General features: G+C 70.5%; 19 protein-coding genes. 6 read left to right on the forward strand and 13 right to left on the reverse strand.

The annotated features are described in order from the left end of the window. Positions 1 to 23 precede the first annotated feature (23 nt). From BM333_RS06475 to BM333_RS06485, 3 genes are all read left to right on the forward strand, one after another. The gene (locus BM333_RS06475; RefSeq protein WP_092308642.1) at positions 24 to 755 is read left to right on the forward strand and encodes a response regulator; all 732 of its coding nucleotides are present in this window, start codon (positions 24 to 26) and stop codon (positions 753 to 755) included. Positions 756 to 891: 136 nt separating this feature from the next. Beyond that, the gene (locus tag BM333_RS06480) at positions 892 to 2,235 is read left to right on the forward strand and encodes an ATP-binding protein (protein WP_092308648.1); all 1,344 of its coding nucleotides are present in this window, start codon (positions 892 to 894) and stop codon (positions 2,233 to 2,235) included. A gap of 82 nt (positions 2,236 to 2,317) precedes the next feature. Beyond that, a complete protein-coding gene (locus BM333_RS06485) occupies positions 2,318 to 2,809 on the forward strand; it encodes a hypothetical protein (RefSeq protein ID WP_092308651.1) in 492 nt (163 codons plus the stop codon). Here BM333_RS06485 and BM333_RS06490 read toward each other — a convergent pair. The 3 genes from BM333_RS06490 to BM333_RS06500 form a co-directional block, all read right to left on the reverse strand. Next, on the reverse strand, positions 2,806 to 3,606 hold the full coding sequence (locus BM333_RS06490) for a pyrroline-5-carboxylate reductase family protein (RefSeq protein WP_092308654.1): 801 nt from the start codon (positions 3,604 to 3,606) through the stop codon (positions 2,806 to 2,808). The two genes, BM333_RS06485 and BM333_RS06490, sit on opposite strands and share 4 nt — an antisense overlap. A gap of 4 nt (positions 3,607 to 3,610) precedes the next feature. Further along, positions 3,611 to 4,114, reverse strand: coding sequence for a type III secretion system chaperone family protein (locus tag BM333_RS06495; protein WP_092308657.1), 504 nt, complete (start codon positions 4,112 to 4,114; stop codon positions 3,611 to 3,613). 64 nt (positions 4,115 to 4,178) lie between these two features. Beyond that, a complete protein-coding gene (locus BM333_RS06500) occupies positions 4,179 to 4,454 on the reverse strand; it encodes an accessory factor UbiK family protein (protein WP_092308660.1) in 276 nt (91 codons plus the stop codon). 166 nt (positions 4,455 to 4,620) lie between these two features. Here BM333_RS06500 and lgt point away from each other — a divergent pair, with 166 nt between their 5' ends. From lgt to pgeF, 3 genes are all read left to right on the forward strand, one after another. After that, positions 4,621 to 5,529 carry a prolipoprotein diacylglyceryl transferase gene (lgt, locus tag BM333_RS06505; protein WP_092308663.1) on the forward strand — a complete coding sequence of 303 codons (909 nt, stop codon included), beginning with the start codon at positions 4,621 to 4,623 and terminating at the stop codon, positions 5,527 to 5,529. 3 nt (positions 5,530 to 5,532) lie between these two features. Then, positions 5,533 to 6,606 (forward strand): class I SAM-dependent methyltransferase, encoded by a 1,074-nt coding sequence (locus tag BM333_RS06510; protein ID WP_177221819.1) that lies wholly within the window; start codon positions 5,533 to 5,535, stop codon positions 6,604 to 6,606. A gap of 178 nt (positions 6,607 to 6,784) precedes the next feature. Then, positions 6,785 to 7,570 carry a peptidoglycan editing factor PgeF gene (pgeF, locus tag BM333_RS06515; protein ID WP_092308667.1) on the forward strand — a complete coding sequence of 262 codons (786 nt, stop codon included), beginning with the start codon at positions 6,785 to 6,787 and terminating at the stop codon, positions 7,568 to 7,570. On the opposite strand, the gene lpxC is transcribed toward pgeF, so the two are convergent. The 10 genes from lpxC to BM333_RS06565 form a co-directional block, all read right to left on the reverse strand. Further along, positions 7,571 to 8,470 (reverse strand): UDP-3-O-acyl-N-acetylglucosamine deacetylase, encoded by a 900-nt coding sequence (gene lpxC, locus BM333_RS06520; RefSeq protein WP_092308670.1) that lies wholly within the window; start codon positions 8,468 to 8,470, stop codon positions 7,571 to 7,573. It lies immediately after the preceding gene. Between the two features lie 237 nt (positions 8,471 to 8,707). Next, entirely contained in the window at positions 8,708 to 10,312 is a 1,605-nt protein-coding gene (ftsZ, locus tag BM333_RS06525; RefSeq protein ID WP_092308681.1) for a cell division protein FtsZ, read from the reverse strand. 253 nt (positions 10,313 to 10,565) lie between these two features. Beyond that, positions 10,566 to 13,994, reverse strand: a complete 3,429-nt coding sequence (locus BM333_RS06530; protein ID WP_177221820.1) for a TonB-dependent receptor domain-containing protein — start codon at positions 13,992 to 13,994, stop codon at positions 10,566 to 10,568. Between the two features lie 229 nt (positions 13,995 to 14,223). After that, positions 14,224 to 15,546 carry a cell division protein FtsA gene (ftsA, locus tag BM333_RS06535; protein ID WP_092308694.1) on the reverse strand — a complete coding sequence of 441 codons (1,323 nt, stop codon included), beginning with the start codon at positions 15,544 to 15,546 and terminating at the stop codon, positions 14,224 to 14,226. A 4-nt stretch (positions 15,547 to 15,550) separates the two neighbouring features. After that, complete coding sequence (locus BM333_RS06540; protein WP_092308695.1) at positions 15,551 to 16,435, reverse strand: cell division protein FtsQ/DivIB; 885 nt, start codon at positions 16,433 to 16,435, stop codon at positions 15,551 to 15,553. After that, positions 16,423 to 17,361 carry a D-alanine--D-alanine ligase gene (locus BM333_RS06545; protein WP_092308702.1) on the reverse strand — a complete coding sequence of 313 codons (939 nt, stop codon included), beginning with the start codon at positions 17,359 to 17,361 and terminating at the stop codon, positions 16,423 to 16,425. Before BM333_RS06545 ends, BM333_RS06540 begins: the two co-directional genes overlap by 13 nt. A 168-nt stretch (positions 17,362 to 17,529) precedes the next feature. Continuing rightward, the gene (gene murB, locus BM333_RS06550) at positions 17,530 to 18,429 is read right to left on the reverse strand and encodes a UDP-N-acetylmuramate dehydrogenase (protein WP_143105785.1); all 900 of its coding nucleotides are present in this window, start codon (positions 18,427 to 18,429) and stop codon (positions 17,530 to 17,532) included. After that, positions 18,426 to 19,856 carry a UDP-N-acetylmuramate--L-alanine ligase gene (gene murC, locus BM333_RS06555; RefSeq protein WP_092308705.1) on the reverse strand — a complete coding sequence of 477 codons (1,431 nt, stop codon included), beginning with the start codon at positions 19,854 to 19,856 and terminating at the stop codon, positions 18,426 to 18,428. The genes murB and murC overlap by 4 nt, the downstream gene beginning before the upstream one ends. Positions 19,857 to 20,023: 167 nt before the next feature. Next, complete coding sequence (gene scpB, locus BM333_RS06560) at positions 20,024 to 20,686, reverse strand: SMC-Scp complex subunit ScpB (protein WP_092308708.1); 663 nt, start codon at positions 20,684 to 20,686, stop codon at positions 20,024 to 20,026. Beyond that, positions 20,683 to 21,504 carry a segregation and condensation protein A gene (locus tag BM333_RS06565; protein WP_092309625.1) on the reverse strand — a complete coding sequence of 274 codons (822 nt, stop codon included), beginning with the start codon at positions 21,502 to 21,504 and terminating at the stop codon, positions 20,683 to 20,685. Before BM333_RS06565 ends, scpB begins: the two co-directional genes overlap by 4 nt. Positions 21,505 to 21,506: the final 2 nt, after the last annotated feature.

Below are 21,506 nucleotides of genomic sequence, written 5' to 3' on the forward strand. Positions count from 1 at the left end.
GCAACCGCCCAGGTCAACGCCGCATGACCGACGTTCGCCCGCATGGCCGCTCCGGCCCCATCGCCGGCCCGGGCGTGGGCCGCCACCTGCTTGTCGTCGACGACGACGACCGCATTCGCGAGCTGCTCAAGGAATTCCTCGCCCGGGAGGGCTACCGCGTCACCGGCGCCGCCCACGCCGCCGCGGCCAGGCGGTTGATGGAGATCATCGAATTCGACCTCGTCATCCTCGACGTCATGATGCCCGGCGAGAGCGGCTTCGACCTGACCAGCTGGGTCCGGGCCAAGGCCGAGACCTCGAAGACCCCGGTGCTGCTGCTCACCGCCCGGGGCGATCCGGACGACCGCATCGAGGGGCTGTCGCGCGGCGCCGACGACTACATGTCCAAGCCCTTCGATCCGCGCGAGCTGGCCCTGCGCATCGACGCCATCCTGCGCCGCACCGGCGGCAAGCCCCTGACCCCGCGCGAGATCAAGCTGGGAACCGCCGTGTTCGACATGGAGCGGCTGGAGCTGTCGCGCGACGGCAAGCCCCAGCGCCTCACCGAGGCCGAGGCCCAGCTGCTCAAGACCCTGGCCATCCACGCCCACGCCCCGGTCGAGCGTATGAGCCTGTCGCCCGACACCGCCGACATCACCGGCCGCGCCGTCGACGTCCAGGTCACCCGCCTGCGCCGCAAGCTCGAGGCCGATCCCAAGAACCCGCGCTACCTCCAGACCGTGCGCGGCGTCGGCTACATGCTGGCCCCGGACTGACCATGCGCATTCCTCCCCCACAGGGGGAGGGGGACCGCGAAGCGGTGGAGGGGGGCCGTCCCGCTCGCCGCCTTGGGGTCTCACCCCCTCCACCATCCTCCGGATGGTCCCCCTCCCCCCGCGGGGGCGGAATATCGTGAGGCTGCTCCCCGCCAGCCTCTGGCCGCGGTTCCTGAAGCGGCGCCTGCCGACCTCGCTCTGGGGCCGCTCGCTGCTGATCATCGTCCTGCCGGTGCTGGTCATGCAGGTGGCGGTGACCTGGGCCTTCTTCGACGCCCACTGGCAGACGGTGACGGCCCGCCTCTCCGACGGCCTCGCCGGGGACATCGCCTGGGCGGTCGAGAGCTACGCCGACGATCCGACGCCCCAGAACCTCGAGGTCATCGCCGAGCGCGCCGAGCGGTCCATGTCCCTCTCCGTCGACCTGCGCGAGGGCGACGTCCTGCCCGCCGAGGCCCGGCGCGGGGCGATCGGCGTCGTCGACCGCACCCTCGAGAGGGCCCTCGCCAACCGGCTGGACCAGCCCTTCTGGTTCGACACCACCCGCTACCCGGCCTACGTCGACATCCGGGTGCAGCAGCCCCAGGGGGTGTTGCGCATCATCGCGCCGCGCGAGCGCGCCGTCGCGACCCAGGCCCACATCTTCGTGCTCTGGCTGTTCGTCGCCACCATCCTCCTGATGGGCGTCGCCATCCTGTTCATCCGCAACCAGGTCCGCGCCATCGAGCGCCTCGCCGAGGCGGCGGAGGCCTTCGGCCGGGGCGAGGCCCGCGAGCGGTTCAAGCCCTCGGGCGCCCGCGAGGTCCGCGCCGCCGCCCAGGCCTTTATGGACATGCGCGACCGGATCCAGCGCCACATCGATCAGCGCACCGCCCTGCTTGCCTCGGTCAGCCACGACCTGCGCACGCCCCTGACCCGGCTCCGCCTCGAACTCGCCCTCGCGCCCCCCTTCAAGCGCGCCGCCGCCATGCGTGGCGACCTCGACGAGATGGAGCACATGATCGACGAATACCTCGCCTTCGCCCGCGGCGAGGCGGGCGAGCCGGCGCAGCAGGTGTCGCTCGCCGACCTGCTGGCCGCCGCCGGCAAGGACGCCCGCCGCGCCGGGGCCGAGGTCGAGATCGCCGCGCCCGAGGGCCTGACCGCCACCGTCCGCCCGCTGGCCTTCAAGCGCGCCCTGACCAATCTCGTGGGCAACGCCGCCGCCCACGGCGACCACGTCCGCCTCAGCGCCCGGCCCCTGCCCTCCGGCGGGATCGAGGTGGCGGTCGAGGACGACGGCCCGGGCATTCCCGACGAGATGCACGAGGAGGCCTTCCGGCCCTTCTCCCGCCTCGACGACTCGCGCAACCAGAACCGCAAGGGCGTCGGGCTCGGCCTCGCCATCGCCCGCGACGTCGCCCGGGGCCACGGCGGCGACATCACGCTCGGCCGCAGCGATCTCGGCGGGCTACGCGCCCTGATCCGCCTCCCCGGCTGATCACATTTCCCCACACCCTCTGGCGAAGCGTGGCGCTGGGCATATCTTCACTTCCGACCGGGGGGTCAGGAGGAACTGTTTCATGCGCAAATTCGCCTTCCTCGCCTCGCTGACGGCCGCCGCCGCCCTCGCCGCCGCCGCCCACGCCCAGCCCGCCGCCGTCACCGTCACGCTCGCCCCCGCGTTCGAGCGCTCCGCCGAGGACCTCGGCCGCGCCGACGTGCAGGCGCAGATGGACCGACTGGTCGAAATCGTCACCCGCGAGCTCGCCGACGACCCCGACCTCGCCGGCGTCCGGATCGAGCTGGTGCTGACCGACCTTCGCCCCAACCGCCCGACCGCCGGGCAGCTCCGCGACCGGCCCGGTCTCGACCCGGTCCGCAGCATCTCGATCGGCGGGGCCGTGGTCGACGGCCGCATTGTCACCGCCGACGGCCGCGAGCTGCCGGTCCATTACGAGCGGTTCTCCCACACCCTCGCGGAGGTCCATGGAGTCGGCGTCTGGTACGACGCCGATCGCGCCTGGCGCGGTCTCGCCGCCAATCTGGAGGCCGGACGCTACGTCCAGCGCTAGAAGCTGCGCGCCCGGCGGACGGCCGCCTGCACCGCGGCGGCCGCGGCGCGCTCCAGATCGCCGGACTCGCGCATGGCGTCGAGGCCGGCCCGCGTCGTCCCCCCCGGCGAAGCGATGCGCGCGATGAGGTCGTCGAGCGGCGCCCCCGTCTCCAGTCCTGCGCCGGCCGATCTCAGCGCGCCGCGGGCCAGGGCGGCCGCCGCGTCGGGAGACAGGCCGGAAGCGGCGCCGGCGCGGGCGAGGGCCTCCACGAAGGCGTAGACGAACGCGGGACCCGAACCGGCCACCGCAGTCGCCGCGTCCATCTGGTCCTCGGCCTCAAGGACGACCGTCGCGGCCACCGGCCCGAACAGCTCCCGCGCCGCCTCCAGGGCTCCCGCGTCTTCCGACCAGAGGGCGGCGACGCCGCGCGCCTGCGCCACGGCGGTGGTCGGCATCACGCGAGCGGTGGGACGACCGGCGAGCGCTGCGATCCGGGCGGCCGGAACGCCGGCCATCACCGACACGACCCGGGCGTCCGGGCCGAGGTGAGGCGCAAGGGGTTCCAGCGCGGCTTCCCAGGCGGCGGGCTTGACCGCCAGCACCACGACCTCCGCTCCGGCGAGCTCCGCCGCATCCGGATTGATCCGGGCGCCGACGGCCCGGGCCGCCTCGGCCGCGGGCTTGGAGGACGGCGTCAGGATGATGAGGTCTGTCGGTCGAACGGCGCCGGAAGCCAGCCAGCCCTCGACCATGGCCGAGCCGAGGCGGCCGCACCCCACGAGGGCGACGACCGGCGGCTTGCGGGCGGCGGTCATGGCCTCAGGCGGTGCCGACGGTCTCGAAAAGGCAGGCGTCGATCGCGTCCTGCGGCTTCTTCGAACCCCGGATCATGAAATCGAAGGCGGGGTAGTAGCGATCGGCCGCCTCGACCGCGGCGTCGATCATCGAGGCCGCCTGGGCCAGCGTCGGGCGCTCGCCCAACGGCAGCGCCAGCGAGTGGCGGAAGACGATCTCGCCGTCCTCGGCCCAGACCTCGAAATGGCCCATCCAGGTGCGCTGGTTGATCATCCCGACCAGCTCGTAGGCGGCCGCCCGCTTGGCCTTCGAGGCCTGCAGGTCAAGGGCGCAGCACAGCTGCAGGCAGTCGCCCTCCGGCCGCCAGGCGAACCACAGCTCGTAATCCTTCCAGTCGCCGGCGAGCGAGAAGGCGAGGTCGCCTTCGTCGGTCCGGTCGAAAGGCAGATTCTCGGCGACCAGCACGTGCTCGACCACGTCGAGCGGGTCGTGCGGCGTGTCGATTTCCTCGGGCCGGGCGGCGTCCATCAAGTCGTCTCCGGGCGCGACTCACGCCCTCTTCTGAAACGGTAGGCGGGTTCGCAGATTCGGCTCAACCGGCTGCGTCCTGGGGGGGAACGGCCCCTGTGGACGTTCCCTTGCGGGGCGTTTTGGCCGCCTTGAGCGCGGCGACCTCGGCGCGCAGGGCCGCGACCTCCGCCTTCAGCGCATCCAGTTCATCGCGGCGCACCAGGTCCATTTCGGCGGCGAACCGGTCGGCCTGGGCGCGGAAGGCCGTCTTCGCCTCCTCGCCCGCCGCCTGGGCCAGGCCCATGGCGCCGGTGGTCAGCTTTGCGAACTCGTCGAGGATGGGATTTCGCGTCTGCATGGGAACTCCGACTCAGGCTTGCGGCCGTGTTAACGATGGTTGCCGGATATGGTGAACGAAACCTTGCCGTCCATGCCCCGATCGCGCCCGAAAGGCCATGGATTTTTCGGGGACTGATCCGGCGACGCTTGCTAAACCACATCTCCAAACCGCCGCAGGAGCGCCCGTGCAGTTTCCCGAGTTCGATCCGGTCCTGTTCAGCATCGGACCGCTGGACATCCGCTGGTACGCCCTCGCCTATGTCGCGGGCATCGTGCTGGGCTGGTGGTACGCGGCGCGACTGGCCAAGGCGGAGGCGCTGTGGGCGCCGGCCGCTCCGCCGGCGACCACGCGGCAGCTGGACGACCTTGTCCTGTGGATCACGCTCGGCATCATTCTCGGCGGCCGGTTGGGCTACGGCCTGTTCTACCAGCCGTCGCTCTACGGGCAGCTGTTCACCGGCGACTCCCTGGGCGAGCGCTTCGCGCTGCTGCGCCTGTGGGACGGGGGCATGTCGTTCCATGGCGGCCTGATCGGGGTGTCGCTGGCGATCATCTGGTTCGCGCACCGCAACCGCGTGAACCTGCTCAGCCTCGGCGACCTGGTGGCTCCGGTGGTGCCGATCGGCCTCGGATTCGGCCGTCTGGCCAACTTCATCAACGGGGAACTGTGGGGCCGCGAAACCTCCCTGCCCTGGGGTGTCAACTTCTGCAGCCAGCGCGCCCGGGAAATCTACGGCCAGACCTGCCAGTTCGTGGCAGACAACGGTTCGATCGTCGGCCCCGGCGACGTCGCCCGGCACCCGAGCCAGCTCTATGAGGCGGGGCTGGAGGGGATCGTCCTGTTCGGCATTCTCTGGCTGGCCGTTCACAAGGCGAAGCTGCTCGCCAAGCCCGGGTACGTCGCCGGCATCTTCCTGTTCGGCTACGGCCTTGTCCGCGCGTCGCTCGAGAACGTGCGGCAGCCAGACGCGGGGCTGGAGAACCTGCCGCTGGGCCTGACCATGGGGATGATCCTGTCGATCCCGATGATGCTGATCGGCGCCTGGCTGATCTGGCGGGCGTGGAGCCGTCCGCCGGCGCGCGCCGTCGGCTGAGCCGTGAGCCTGAAGGACCGCCTCGCCCGCGAGATCGCCCTGACTGGACCGATGACGGTCGCCGACTACGTCGTCCGCTGCCTGCACGATCCGCAGGACGGCTACTATGCGACCCGACCCGCGATCGGAGCCGGCGGCGATTTCATCACCGCGCCGATGGTCAGCCAGATGTTCGGCGAACTGATCGGCCTGTGGGCGATCGAACTGTGGCGGCGTCTCGGCGCGCCTGAACGGCTCCGACTGGTCGAGGTCGGGCCCGGCGACGGCACGCTGATGGCCGACGCCCTGCGCGCGGCCCGGCTGGATCCCGACTTCCTTCACGCGGTGGATCTGGTTCTGATCGAACCTTCCCCGCCCCTGCGCGCCGCCCAGGCCCGCATGCTGGCCGACAGCGACGTCCATCCGCGCTGGGTCTCCGCGCTGGCCCGTATCGAGACCGACGCGCCGGTGATCCTTATCGCCAACGAGGTGCTGGACTGTCTTCCGGCGCGGCAGTTCGTGCGCACCGAGGACGGCTGGGCCGAGCGGCGGATCGGGGTCGACGACCACGGCGGCCTGACCTTCGGACTGGTGAAGATCACCGGAGGCTTCCGCCGGCCGGACTTCTCCGTCGAGCCGGGCCAGACGATCGAAATCTCCGATCAGCAGGCGGCCTTCGGGCGCGACCTGGGAACCCTCATCAAGGCGGCCGGCGGGGCGGCCCTGCTGATCGACTACGGGCGGGCGAAGCCCGAGGCCGGCGACACCCTGCAGGCGCTGAAGCGGCACCGGAAGGTGGATCCGCTTGAGACGCCGGGCGAGGCCGACCTGACCCAGTGGGCGGACTTCCCGACCGTGCTGGAGGCCGCCGTTCATGCGGGCGCCGACGTGACCGGCTGCCGGAGCCAGGGCGAGTTCCTGCGCCGGCTGGGCATCGAGCACCGGGCCGCGGCGCTGAAGGCCGGGCGGCCGGAGGCAGCGGCGACGATCGACCGGCAGCTGGGGCGGCTGATCGACGACGCGCAGATGGGGAGCCTGTTCAAGGCCTGCTCCCTGTTCTCGCCCCGGAGCCTGGCGGTCCCCGGCTTCGAGGACTGAGCGGACTCGAAAAACTGCGTCCGACGCGTCCGATGCGTCCACTGCGTCCACTGCGTCCGACGCATCCGCATCAGCCTCCCTCCCGCGGCCACCGGAAGGAGGATGCACGAACGATGCGTCAGATGCGGTCGCAGGCCCGCGGTCGCCGTTCGGAGCGTCATGGCGTAGAAGGCGGTGCATGAGCCCGTCGGTCCCCGCCCTCGCCCCCGTCACCCATACGCTGCTCGAGCGTCCCGGCGTGCGCCACGGGTTCTTCACGCGGCAGGGCGGCGTCTCGACCGGACTGTACGAGAGCCTGAACACCGGCGTGGGCTCCAGCGACGACCCGGCTGCGGTGGCCGAGAACCGGCGGCGGGTCGCTGCGCACTTCGGCGGCACGGCCGACGACCTGGCCGCCTGCTACCAGATCCATTCCGCCGTCGCGCGGGTCGCCGAGACCGGCTGGAAGGGTGAACGGCCCGAGGGCGACGCCAGCGTGACCGCGGCCCCCGGCGTGATCTGCGCCGTGCTGACCGCCGACTGCGCGCCGGTGCTGCTGGCCGACCCGGAGGCCGGCGTGGTCGGAGCGGCGCACGCCGGCTGGAAGGGCGCGCTGGGCGGGATCATCCACTCGACCGTGGCGGCGATGGAAGCGCTCGGTGCCCGTCCCGACCGCATGGTCGCTGTGATCGGCCCCTGCATCTCACAGACCAGCTACGAGGTCGGGGCGGACTTCCAGGAGCGGTTCGAACACCACGATGAAGGCAGCGGCCGCTTCTTCCGCCCGGGCGGATCGGACGACAAGCGCCTGTTCGACCTGCCGGGCTTCGTCCTGTGGCGGCTGGAGCAGGCCGGAGTCGGCGAGGCGGCATGGACCGGTGAGGACACCCGTACGGACGAGGCGCGGTTCTTCTCGAACCGGCGAGCCTTCCTGAACCGGGAGCCGGACTTCGGCCGGCAGATGAGCGCGATCAGTCTCGGCTGATCAGCCCGCCATGGCCATTTCAGGCACGCGGGTCACCTTGCGCCACGCGTGGGGCGCGGCCAGCAGGGCGCGAACCAGCTTGTTGTTCAGGGCGTGGCCGGCCTTGACGCCCTCGTAGCGGCCCAGCAGGGGCGCGCCGAGCACGTAGAGGTCGCCGATGGCGTCGAGCGCCTTGTGGCGCACGAACTCGCGCTCCATGCGCAGACCGCCCGGGTTGAGGATCTGGTCGCCATCGATGACCACGGCGTTCTCCAGCGAACCGCCGCGGGCCAGGCCGGCCTGGCGCAGGGCCTCGACCTCATGGGCGAAGCCGAAGGTGCGGGCGGCCATGATCTCGCTGCGGAAGGTCTCCTCGTCGACGACGAAGTCGACCACCTGGTTGCCGATGACCGGGGTCGGGAAATCGATCTCGAAACGCATCTCGTAGCGGTCGCAGGGCAGCAGGACGGCCGACTTGTCGCCCTCCTCCACCCGGATCGGCTCAAGGATTTCGATATAGCGGACCGGCGCTTCCTGCGGGCGGAAGCCGGCGCGGTCCAGCAGCTGGACGAACTGCAGCGCCGAGCCGTCGAGGATCGGCAGCTCCGGCCCGTCCACCTCGACGACGGCGTTCGACACGCCCAGCGCCGCGAAGGCGGCCATCAGGTGCTCGATGGTCGACAGGCGAACGCCCGCGGCGTTCTCGATCATGGTGTTCAGGCGGGCGTCGACCACGGCCTCGCCCGAGACCGGGATACGGTTGTCGCGGTCCCTGACGTCGGTGCGCACGAAGACGATGCCCGTGCCGACCGGGGCCGGGCGCACGGCCAGACGCACGCGGTCGCCCGTGTGAACGCCGACGCCGGCGATGATCGCGGGCGCGACGGTCGTCTTCTGGTGATGGTCGTTGCGGACCGGCAAACTCGATACTCGCTTCTGTCTTGCGCTCCGCCTCTGCGTGCGGAGTTCGCCCCGAGGTTTCCTTAACGGCCGGTCCGCCACCGGAAAATGAAAGTCGGGTTTCGGATTGTTTCGGGAAGGGAGGGAGCAGGAGTTAGGGCTTAGGAATCAGGGGCGCGCGAACCGGTGCAATGCGAAAGAGCGGCCCGCCGGGCCGCTCTCCCTAATTCCCAATTCCCACGCCCTGATCCCTGAACCCTAGTTGGCCAGCCGCCGCAGGAAGGACGGGATCTCGAGGTCGTCCTCGGCCTCGCCCGGCTCCGGCTGGCGGGGCGCGGGCTGGACCTGACTGGTGGCGCGCATCTCGGTCTGGCGGGGCGAGGGCGACGGGTACGTCGGCTGGGGTTGCTGGCGCTTCTTGCCGAACAGGCTCCAGCCGCTGCGGCGGTGGTCGCGGTCGTCGTAGTCGTCGTAGGCCGGCTCCTCGCGGGTCGGGGCCGGCGCGGGCGCGGCGGCGGCCGGGCGATCCAGATACAGCTCCCCCTGGGCCTCGACCGAGGGAGCCTGGGCCGCCGGACGCGGAGCCGCCTCGAACTCCTCGACCCAGGGATCGACGATCGGCTCGAGCTTGCGTTCCTCGGCGACGTGGATCACCGGCTCGGGCCGGGGTTCGGGCGCAACCGTCCGGGCGCCGAAGGTCGGCTGCGCGGAGGTGAAGGTCGGGACGATCGGGGCCTCTTCCACCCGGGCGGCCGGACGCGGCGCCTCGGCGCGGACGGGTTCCGGACGGGCAGGCTCGCTGCGGACCGGGTCGGCGGCGCGCGGCGCGGCGGCCGGAGCCGGACGGCGGTTCTCGAACGCCGAGGTCGTGCTGGCCGGCGGCGCCTTCGCAGCGGCGAGGTCCTCCATGCCGGTGGCGACCACGGAGACCCGGATCTTGCCTTCCAGCTGCGGGTCGAAGGCGGCGCCGAAGATGATGTTGGCGTCGGCGTCGACCTCGCCGGCGATGGCGTTGGCGGCCTCGTCGACCTCCAGCAGCGTCATGTCCATGCCGCCGGTGATGTTGACCAGCACAGCCTTGGCGCCCTTGAGCGAGGTCTCGTCGAGCAGCGGGTTGGCGATGGCGTTCTGGGCCGCCTGCAGGGCGCGGTCCTCGCCCTCGGCCTCGCCCGTGCCCATCATGGCCTTGCCCATTTCGGACATCACCGCGCGGACGTCGGCGAAGTCGAGGTTGATCAGGCCCGGCAGGATCATCAGATCGGTGATCGAGCGCACGCCCGAGTGCAGGACCTGGTCGGCCATGCCGAAGGCGTCGGCGAAGGTGGTCCGCTCGTTGGCGACGCGGAACAGGTTCTGGTTCGGAATGACGATCAGGGTGTCGACGTAGCGCTGCAGCTCGGCGATGCCCGCCTCGGCGAGGCGCATGCGGTGGCGGCCCTCGAAGGTGAAGGGCTTGGTCACCACGCCGACGGTCAGGATACCGCGATCACGGGCGCACTTGGCGATGACCGGGGCCGCGCCCGTGCCGGTGCCGCCGCCCATGCCGCAGGTGATGAACACCATGTGGGCGCCGTCGAGATGGCTGAAGATCTCCTCGGCCGACTCCTCGGCGGCGTTCATGCCGACCTCGGGATGAGCGCCGGCGCCGAGGCCCTGGGTGATGGTCTCGCCCAGCTGGATGCGGCGGTCGGTCTTGGCGAAGGAAAGGTGCTGGGCGTCGGTGTTGGCGACGACGAACTCGACCCCTTCGAGGCCCGCGTCGATCATGTTGTTGACCGCGTTGCCGCCGGCCCCGCCGACGCCGAACACGACGATGCGGGGCTTCAGTTCCGAGTTTTGCGGACGCACCAGCGAGAGAGACATTTCGTTCCGACCTTGAATTCCGACCCTGCCCTGCAGCCCCGATGCGAAAGCCCCGCCGAATCGCATTGGTTATGAGCGCGTTAAGGAAACACCCACCCTGCTTAAGGGAGTGTTACCGGATAGGCCGAGTCGGGCCGTCAGACACCGGTTTGGTTAACCTTCACAACAGATTTTCGACGTTCCGGCTCGTCCGGCGCGAAAAAGGGCGGCTCTTGCGAGCCGCCCTTTCCGGTTTCAGCGGAGCCTGGGGCCCTTAGTAGGGACGCCAGTTCAGACCGATGTTGAAACGCCGACCGTAGGGATCGAACGTCGAGGCGAAGCCCAGATAGGGCGGCGGCTCGGCGTCGAAGGCGTTGGTCACGCCCGCCCGCAGGGTCAGGTCGTCACGCACGTTGTAACGGACCGAGAAGTCGTTCCGGTAGAAGTTCCCGGTTTCCCACCACTCTTCCGGCTGGAAGTCGAGGTTGCCGGTGGCCACCACGTCGCGCTTCTTGCTGAGGTCCTGCGAGACCTGCCAGTCGAGGCTCCAGGTGAACGACCAGGTGTCGTTCGGCGACCACGTCAGACGCGAGACGCCCTCGACGCGCGGGAAGAACACGTCCGACGTGACGTCGGTGAACGCGGTCGGATCGGCCGGGTCCGTGAAGTTCTTCTGGTCGATCAGCCACAGGCCGCCGAGGCTGTAGTCCAGCCGGCCCCAGTTCAGGCCGAACATCTCCTCGAGGTCCATGCGGTAGTTGACGGTGAAGTCCAGACCGCGGGTCTCGAGCTTGGCGCGGTTGATGGCGCCGAGGGTGAAGCCGCCGAGCGCATCGCCGGGAGGGGCCCCGACCATGAAGTCGTTGAACGGGTTGTTCGGATCCGGATTGTTGCGGAACACCAGGCTGCAGGTTTGCGGGTTCAGCTGCGCTTCGCTGACGCAGTCGTCCGCCAGGAACTGGCCGCCGGGCGTGATGATCACGTTCGAGAGTTCGATCTCATAGTAGTCGAGAACGATCGAGAGGTTCGGGAACATCCGCGGCGCGAGCACCGTGGAGAAGGTGAACGACTCGGACTCTTCCGGCTCCAGCAACGGGTTCGGCCCGATGGTGCTGGCGATGCCGCCGCCGTAGACCGGACGGTAGTCGTCGCTCTGGTCGGGGGTCGCCTGCGAGAAGTCGTAGCTGAGGCCCTTCGCCGCGGCCAGGGCCGTACAGTTGGCGATGCGGTTCTGACGGACTTCCGCCGCGTTCTCGCCCTGGAAGGCCGCGATCACGCCGGTGTGGCAGGGATCCACGAAGCCGTTGACGAAGGTCTGGACGAGGCCGCGGCCGGTTTCGAACAGGTTCGGAGCCCGGAACGAGGTGTTGAAGCTGGTCTTGAAGGTGATGTCCTGGATCGGACGGTAGATCAGGTTGACCCCGTAGACGTCGCCGCTGCCGGCCGCGCTGCTGTAGTCGAAGGCGCGGTAGGAGGCGCTCAGCTCGGCGAACTCGCCCAGCCAGGTGTCGCGCATCAGCGGGATAGCCAGCTCGGCGAAGACTTCCTCGCTGGTGTACTCGGTGCCGAGCATGTCCAGGCCGGTGTTCAGCTGCAGGTTCCGGCCGGCGGTGTCGCGGCTGCGGCCGATGCCTTCAGCGTACTCGCGCCGGTACTCGACGCCGAACGCCGCGCCGATCGGGCCGGCGCCCCAGAAGTCCCACAGCTCGCCGGAGACCGAGGCGATGGCCTGCTCCTGCTCGTTGCGCTCGAACACCCGCACGAAGGCGCTGACGTAGTCGAGGCCTTCCTGGGACTGGTTGCCGGCGCCGAACACGTTCAGCGGCACGCAGCCGGCGACTTCCGGGTTGGAGCCCGGGTTGGAGTAGAACTCGACGTCGTTGCCGACGCCGTCGCCGTCCAGGTCGGTGTTCGGGTTCTGCTCGCGGATCGGGAAGCCGCGCGCGTGGAGCAGCTGGACGCGGCAGACGATCTCGCCCGGCGTGCCGTTCACCTCACCCGCGACGTCGACGACCGAGTCCAGGGCGTGGCCGAAGCGGGTCGCGTCGGGGCCGGTCTCGATGTTGATGTTGTTCATCTCGCCGTAGACGTACGACAGCGACCAGTTGACGTTGTCGACGAAGGCCAAGCGGTCGAGGTTGCCGTCGAGGCCCACCACGTAGCGGGTGACTTCGCGGTTGTTGGTGTAGTCGCGCGCAATGCCGAAGCCGCGGTGGTCGGCGATCGGGCCGGCCCGCAGGCCGGTCGGGGCGCCCGGCTGGTCCGGGGTGGCGGCGCTGGGGCTGGCGTAGCCCATGAAGGTGTTGGCCGCGATGGCGGCCGCCACGTTCGCGGGCAGGAAGGCGTTGTCGAGGCGGGTCGAGAAGCCGGAGGTACCCGAGATCAGGCCCGGGCCGCCGGTGACGCCGCTACCGCCGTTGATGCCGCCGCCGAAGCCGGCGTTGGTGATGTAGATGTCCCAGAAGGAGAACTGGCCGAAGTCGAAGGCGTCTTCGGTGGTGTACTTCACCTCGGCCATGGCCGAGACGTTGTCCGTGAGACGGAAGTTCAGACCCGCCTGGAAACGCTTGGACTCCTGATTGGGGAACTCCGTGCGGTTGTCGAAGGCCGTCCGGTTGGCCGGCTCGCCGTCGCCGCCGATGTTCCATGGCCGGTTGGCGCCGGTGTTGCCGATACGCTGGCCGAAGTTGGCGAGGCGGGCGGTCGGCCCGTCGTACCAGTAGGTCTTGGTCGGATCGACGGAGAAGCAGGCCGCGGCAGTCGAAAGGCCGGGGCAGTTGGCGAACGGCACGTCCGGGTCACTCAGCGGGCTGGGCTGCTGCATGTTGGCCAGGGTGGTCGAACCCCACAGCGGGCGATCCAGACGGCGGGCGTTGTAGAACTGCTCCTGGTCGAAGATGCCGTCGCTGGCCGGGCCGAACAGCGGGTTGGTCGGATCCGCGTCGACGCCGGTGATCAGGCGACCGTTGCGCTGCCAGTTCAGGTACTCGACGAAGACCTCTTCGGCCTTCTCGTATTCGCCGTGGGCGTAGATGTTCAGGCGATCATCGAGCAGGTTGGCGCCGGCGAGGACCGAAACCCGCTGGGTGTGGGCGTCGCCGCCCTGAACCAGCTCGCCGTAGTTGGCGTCGATCTCAAGGCCCTCGAAGTCCTTGCGCAGCACATAGTTGACCACGCCCGAGACGGCGTCGGCGCCGTACACCGACGAGGCGCCGCCGGTCACGATCTCGACGTTCTCGATCAGCAGGCGCGGGATGGTCGAGACGTCGACCGACAGGGTGCCCGACTGCGAGCCGACGTGGCGGCGACCGTCGACGAGGCTCAGCGTGCGCACCGCGCCCAGCGAGCGCAGGTTGGCGAACTCGAGACCGCCGTCGTTCAGGCCGGCGCCCGCGGTGGTGTCGGAGGGGACCAGCGAGTTGGCGAGGGCCGGGATGGTGGCGAGGTAGTCGATCACCGTCGCCTGGCCGGTGCTCAGCAGGTCTTCGCGCTGAACCTGGATCAGCGGGGTCGGCGAGTTGGTCGGGTCGCGACGGATACGCGAACCGGTGACGACGATCTCGCCGATCTCGGTCGCTTCCTCGTCCTGCTGTCCGGTCGAGGTGACGCCGGGCAGGCGGTCCTGGGCGTAGGCCGGAGCCGTCAGGGCGACGACCCCTGCGAGGATCGTCGTGCCGAAGAGGTACTTTCGCTTGGCTAGCATGTGATGGCCCCAACCTGTGATGATGCGGACGCAGAGCCGCCGGAACAGACTCTGCTTCATCGGGCACGCTAGCATCTGCCGTCCGGCGAACAAGGGATTGTGGCGTGATCGCGACCAATCCGGACGACGATTGTTACAATCCGGACACAGTTTGGCCGCTCTCAGGCCGCCCCGGCCCCTTGCGGCGGAAACAGGGGCACAATCATGCCGTCTTTCGGACGCCGTTCGCTCAGAGGTTCTCCCTCAGCCAGCCCGCCGCGCGCGCGACGAGACTGCCCGAGTGGGGGCGCGGCGCGTCGGCGGCGGTGATCTGGCGGGACATCAGCTTGCGGGCCGAGACGGCTTCACGCGGCCCGTAGGCAGCCCGCAGCAACACGCCGGCGGCGGAGCAGAAGGCAGGTCCCGAGGCGGCGTCGGCGAGGTGAGGCGCCCGCTGCGGTCGGCCGAGACGCACCGGGCGGTCGAACACGCGCACCGCGAGTTCGCGCACGCCGTTCAGCTGACTGGCCCCGCCGGTCAGCACCAGACCCGCGCCGGGCTCGAGGCCGACGCCGGCGTTGCGGAGCCGGTCGCGCAGCAGCTCCAGCGTCTCCTCGACGCGCGGCGCGATGACGGTCTTGAGCATGGCACGGGGGACGACCACCGGGCCCGCCGACGGATCTTCGCCGCGCGGCGGGGCCTCGAGCATCTCCCGGTCCTCGTTGGCCGAGGCCATGGCCGAGCCATGCAGCGTCTTGAGGCGCTCGGCCCCGGCGCGCGAGGTCGACAGGCCGCGGGCGATGTCGGCGGTGACGTGGTCGCCGCCGACATTGAGGCTTTCGATGTGCAGCAGGCTGCGGCCGCCCCAGACGGCGGCGGAGGTGGCGCCGCCGCCCATGTCGATGCAGACGCAGCCGAGGTCCATCTCGTCGTCCTCGAGCGCGGCGAGCGAGGAGGCGACCGGCGCGGCGACGACGCCCTGCAGGTCGAGGTGGGCCAGCTCGAGGCAGTGGCCCAAGGCGGTGAAGGCGCTCTCGGCCATGGAGACGACGAGCAGGTCGAGCCCGAGGGAATGACCGCGCATGGCGCGCGGATCGTGCAGGCCGCGCGCGCCGTCGACGGACCAGGCGATGGGCAGGACGTGAATCGGCCGACGGTTGGGCAGGCGGATCTGCGCCAGGGCCATGCCGATGGCGCGCGCCAGATCGGCGTCGCCGACGGGATTCTGGCCCAGCGAGACCCGCGCCTGCACGCGGTGACTGGCCATCTGGCCGATGGCGGTGGTGACGACCACGCCCGACACCGGAGCGCCCGCGGCCCGTTCAGCCCGCTCGACGGCGTGGCCGATGGCCTGGGCGGCCTCGTCCATGTTGACGATGCCGCCGCCGCGCACCCCGCGCGACTGGACATGGCCGGCGCCCGCCACCCGGATGGTGCGATCGGCGTGACGCACGCCCTCGGGCTTCATGATGAAGCAGCCGACCTTGGACTGGCCGAGATCGAGCGCGGCGACGATGGGCGCGCGTCCGGCGGCGCCCCGGGTTTCCGCGGTTCTGTCGACAGACCGAGCCATACTCTTACGCGTCTCCGGCGGAAGGTCGCACCGCGACCTGTTCGGGGGTTCTAAGGTCGATGCGGGCGAAGCCCAGTTCCAGCAGTCGCTCACGCTGATCGAGCGCGTCGAGCTGGATCAGCGCGGCTTCCTGATCGGCCGCAGGCAGCTGGATCAGGCTGCCGTCCTTAAGGCGCAGGTCCCAGCGGCGCTCGTCGACGCGGACCAGCGCCTCGGTGCGGCTCATCAGACGCGGCCGCTGGGCCAGCAGGGGCAATATCTCGGCGGCGGCCTGCTCGGCGCCCTTCCCCACCACCAGCGGCAGGCCGGGATAGCGTCCGGCGTCGGCGCCGGGGATCACCTGGCCCTGGCCGTCGATGACGAAGGCCCTGCCGCCGGTCTGCCACACGGCGAGGCGATCGTGTTCGGTGACGGCGACGATCAGGGTGTTCGGCAGCAGGCGCACCACGCGCGCCGACTTGACCCAGCCGACCTGCTCGACACGCTCGCGCACGGCGTCGAGGTCGATCGCGGTCATGGCCTGGCCGGCCGGCAGCTGTACGGCGCGCTGTATCGCGGCCGTGGCTTCGGGGCTCTCGCCCTCGATGAACACCTTCTCAAGCTTCAGGCCCATCCCCGCTACCAAGCCGTCGACGCCCTGACCGATCGAGGCGCCGATGCGCTCGGCCCGCGCGCCGGTGGCCAGAAGGCCGGCGAGCACCAGCACGCCGGCGGCGATCGACACCACCACGGCGCGGGGGGACAGGTCCAGACGGCCGATGGCCGCCATCTTGCCCGGAATGGCCGGCGCGTTGCGGGGCGCGCGCCCGCGCCCCTGGGATCTGGGAGCGCCGCGTTTTGCGGGCTGGTTCGAACTCTGTCGCCGACCGCCGCGAACTACCGCGGGCATGAGGCGTCCTCCACCATCCACCGGACCAGGTCTCGATACCCAATCCCGACATGGGCGGCCTGCTCGGGGGCGAGCGAGGTCGAGGTCATGCCCGGCTGGGTGTTGACCTCCAGAAGAACGAGAACGTCGTTAAGATCGTCATAACGAAAGTCGGATCGGGAAACGCCCCGGCAACCAAGAGCGGCGTGGGCGCGCTCGGCCTGACGCAGGGCCGCCTCGAAGGCCTGCGGGGGCAGATCGGCCGGCAGCTTGTGAACGGAACCGCCGGGGGCGTACTTGGCCTCGTAGTCGTAGAAGCCCTTGACCGGCGTGATGTCGGTGACGGTCAGGGCGCGAGGCCCGGTCGCCTCGCCGATGACCGCGACGGCCAGCTCCTTGCCGGGGATGTAGGGCTCGACCATCACCTGGTCGCCATAGGCCCAGTCCGGGGCGCCGACCTCCGTCTGCGGGCCGTTGGCGCCGGCGGGCACGAGAAAGACCCCGACCGAGGAGCCCTCGGCGTTGGGCTTGATGACATAGGGCGGCTCGATGACGTGGCGGCGGGCGACCTCGAAGCGGTCGTAGAGCCCCCCGCCCGGCACGGTGACGCCGGCGGCGCGCAGCACCGCCTTGGACTTGTCCTTGTCCATGGCCAGCGCCGAGGCGAGCACACCGGAGTGGGTATAGGGGATCTGCAGGGTCTCGAGAATGCCCTGGACGCAGCCGTCCTCGCCCCAGACACCGTGCAGGGCGTTGAAGGCGACATCCGGCTGCAACTCGGCCAGCACCTGGGCGAGATCGCGTCCGGCGTCGACGCGGCTGACCTTGCGAACCTGCCCTTCGAGGGCGTCGGCGCAGCCCGCGCCGGAATTCAGCGACACCTCCCGCTCCGGCGACAGCCCGCCCATCAGGACGGCGACGTGCAGCTCGGACAGGGGGCGGTTCATGGGGCACTCCGGAACAGTCGTGGCAATGCGCCGAACGTCCTTAACAGCGCGTCAACCAAGGGAGTCTGCGGGGGATTAGGGATTAGGGATTGGGGATTGGGGACGGGGCGCTACCTCGGCCTCCCTGGTCGCCAAAACCCTAATCCCTAATCCCCAATCCCCGATCCCTCACTTCCGGCCGATCCGCCGGATCTCCCAGTCGAGCTGCACGCCGGCCTTCGCCAGCACGTCGGCGCGGACGGCCTCGCCCAGGCCCTCGATGTCGGCCGCGGTGGCCTCGCCGGGGTTGATCATGAAGTTCGAGTGCAGCTCGGAGAACTTCGCGCCGCCGCCGGTGGCCGCGAACAGCTTGCCGCGCCAGCCGGCCTCGTCGACCAGCTTCCATGAGGAATGGCCCTCTGGGTTCTTGAAGGTCGAGCCGCCGGTCTTCTCGCGGATCGGCTGCGTCTGCTCGCGGCGGGCGGTGATCTCGTCGATGCGGGCCTGCACCGCCGTCGGATCGTCGGGCGTGCCGCGGTACGTGGCTTCCACCCAGATGATGTCGGCCGGCGCTTCCGAGTGGCGATAGGTGTAGCCGAAGTCGGCGAGCTTGTAGTCGACCCGCTCGCCAGCCCGGTTCAGCCCCCACGCGGAGACGAGGACGTCCTTCGTCTCGGCGCCGTAGCAGCCGGCGTTCATGGTCAGGGCGCCGCCGATGGTGCCGGGAATCCCGGCGTAGAACTCCAGCCCGGCGAGGCCCGCCTTCGCGGAGGCCTTCGCCACCATGGAGTCCAGCGCGCCGGCGCCGGCGGTGATCGTATCGCCCTCGGCGGTGATCTGGGCCCACGGGCGGCCGGCGAGGCGGATCACCACCCCCTCGACCCCGCCGTCGCGGACGATGACGTTGGAGCCGACGCCCAGCACCGTGACCGGCACAGCCGGGTCCAGCGCCTTGAGGAAGGCGGCGAGGTCGTCGGCGTCGGCCGGGATGAACAGCGCGTCGGCCGCACCTCCGACGCGGAACCAGGTGTAGGGACCGAGGGGCTCGTCGCGGAGCAGCTTGCCGCGCACGTCGGGCAGGTCGATCACGCCAGCGCCTCCAGCTGCGCCGGAAGGGCGTAGGCCCACTGGGTGATGTCGCCGGCGCCGAGGCAGACGACGAGGTCCCCCGGCTTCGCCTCGGCGCGGATCACGGCCGGCAGGGCGTCGACGCCCTCCAGCGGCTGAACCGAGCGGTGGCCGAAGCGGCGGATGCCTTCCACGAGGGCTTCCTTGTCGACGCCCTCGATCGGCGTCTCGCCGGCGGCGTAGACGTCAGCCACCCAGACGGCGTCGGCGTCGGAGAAGCAGGTCGAGAACTCTTCCATCAGGTCGCGCAGGCGGGTGTAGCGGTGCGGCTGGACCACCGCGATGACGCGGCCCTCGGCCACCTGACGCGCAGCCTTGAGCACGGCGGCGATCTCGACCGGGTGGTGGCCGTAGTCGTCGATGACGCGCACGCCGTGGGCGACGCCGGTGGTGGTGAAGCGGCGCTTGACCCCGCCGAAGCTGGCGAGCCCCCGCCGGATGGCGTCGTCAGACACGTCCAGTTCGCGGGCCACGGCGATGGCGGCGAGCGCGTTGGAGACGTTGTGCCAGCCGGCCATGGGCAGGTGCAGGCCGGAGATGCGGATCGGCTCCTCGAGGGCGGCGAGGCCCTGCTGCTGGATCACCACGTCGAAGCGGGCCCCGTCGGGCGACATCTGGCAGTTGTCGGCGCGGACCATGGCCTGGGGATTCAGGCCGTAGGTGACCAGCCGGCGGTTGTCGATCTGGGCCACCAGCCGCTGCACCTCCGGGTGGTCGAGGCAGACCACGCCGAAACCGTAGAAGGGGATGTCCTCGATGAAGTCGACAAAGGCCTTCCTGAGGGCGTCGAAGTCGCCGTAGTGGTCGAGGTGCTCGGGGTCGATATTGGTGATCACGGCCACGGTGCACTTGAGGCGCAGGAAGCTGCCGTCGCTCTCGTCGGCCTCGACCACGATCCAGTCGCCGTCGCCGACCTTGGCGTTGGTGCCGTAGGCGTTGATGATGCCGCCGTTGACGACGGTGGGATCCAGTCCCGCCTCGTCCAGCAGGGCGGCGACCATCGAGGTGGTGGTGGTCTTGCCGTGGGTGCCGCCGACGCCGATCGAGAACTGCAGCCGCATCAGCTCGGCCAGCATCTCGGCCCGACGCACCAGCGGGATGCGGCGCTCGCGGGCGACGACCATCTCGGGGTTGGTCGGCTTGACCGCCGTCGAATAGACCACGGCCGAAACGCCGTCGCTGACGTGGGCGGCGTCGTGACCGATGAAGATCTTCGCGCCCAGCTTCTCCAGCCGCTCGGTGTTGGCGCTGGCCCTGGCGTCCGAGCCCTGCACCGAGTAGCCGATCTTTAGCATGATCTCGGCGATGCCGCTCATGCCGATGCCGCCGATGCCGACGAAATGGACGGGACCGAGCTTGAAGGGGACGGGGCGAAGGCGTGCGATCATCGCAGCCGCTTAGCAAGGGTTGGGGGGGATTGCATCATAGTTCCTCCCCCGCTGGGGGAGGGGGACCGCGAAGCGGTGGTGGGGGCAAACCCAAGCGGCGACGGCGGCGGAAAGGCCCCCTCCACCGCCCTGCGGGCGGTCCCCCTCCCCCTGCGGGGGAGGAATACTCACTCCTCGCCGACGAAGTCCTGGGCGAACTCGGGCGCGTCCTCCTCGCCGGGGAGCAGCGGGGTCTCGTCCTCGTCGGAGACGCGGGTGGGGTCGGGGACCTCGAAGCCGGCGGGGATGGACAGGTCGAGCAGGCCGGCGGCCTTCATCTCCTGCACGCCGGGCAGGTCGTACAGGCTGGCGAGGCTGAAGTGCTCAAGGAAGCGGTCGGTGGTGCCGTAGGTCACCGGCCGGCCGGGGGTGCGGCGGCGGCCCTTGAGCCGGACGAAGCCCATCTCCAGCAGCAGGTCGAGGGTGCCCTTCGACAGGGAGACGCCGCGCACGCTCTCGATCTCGGCGCGGGTGCAGGGCTGGTGGTAGGCGATGATGGCGAGGGTCTCGAGCGCGGCCTTCGACAGGCGTCGTGGCTCCTCGCGCTCCTCGGTCATCATGAAGCTGAGGTCGGGCGCGGTGCGGAAGCGCCAGCGGTCGGCGACGCACTCCAGCTCGACGCCGCGGCCCTGGTAGCGGTCGCGCAGGGCCGAGATGGCCCCGCCGACGTCGGCCCCCTCGGGCAGGCGGCGGGCGATCTCGGCGGCTGACAGCGGTCCGGCGGCGGCGAACAGCAGGGCCTCGACGCGGCGCTCGATCTCGGTTTCGTCGGGGGCGAACTGCAGGCTCACGGCGTCAACTCCAGCGGCTGGCCCCGGCCGCGGCGCTTGAGGAAGACGTCGGCGAAGGGCTCGGCCTGTTTCACGTCCATGGCTCCCTCCTTCACCAGTTCGAGGCTCGCGGACAGGGTGGAGGCGGTGTAGCTGGCCTGGGACGGCCCCTCGCCGCCATGCTTCTCGGGGGCGATCTTCTCAAGCGGCGTCCACTGCTCCAGCCGGGGCAGGACCTCGCGCAGCCAGTCGCGCGCGGCCTCGAGCGGGAAAGCCTCGACCCGCTGGCCGGGGCTGTAGCGGCGCTGCTCCTCGCGGCGGCGCTGCTGCACATAGGCGGCCATGAGTTCGTAGAGGCTGGCGTCGATGCGATCGGAGGGCACGATCACCGTCGCCTCGGGATCGCCGCGGACGAAGACGTCGCGCTTGAGCTGCGGCCGCGACTGGATGGCCTCCACCGCCTTGCGCATGGCCTCCAGCTTCTGCAGGCGGAAGGCCAGGGCGGCGGCCATTTCCTCGGCCGGGATCTCGTCGCCCTTGCCCTTGTCGGTGCGGGGCAGCAGCAGGCGCGACTTCAGGTAGGCCAGCCACGAGGCCATGACGAGATAATCGGCGGCGAGCGAGAAGTTGCGCCGCCGGGCCTCGTGCACGAAGGCGAGGTACTGCTCCGCCAAGCGGGTGATCGACAGCTTGAGCAGGTCGACCTTCTGGGTGCGGGCCAGGGCCAGCAGGACGTGCAGCGGACCCTCGTAGCCCTCGAGATCGACCACGAAGGCGTCGCGCGCGTCGGCCTGCTCGACGGCGGAAAAGTCGAGGTTGGGCTGGAAGGCCTCGGTCATTT

The sequence above is a fragment of the Brevundimonas viscosa genome (assembly GCF_900116065.1).
Lineage (GTDB): Bacteria > Pseudomonadota > Alphaproteobacteria > Caulobacterales > Caulobacteraceae > Brevundimonas > Brevundimonas viscosa.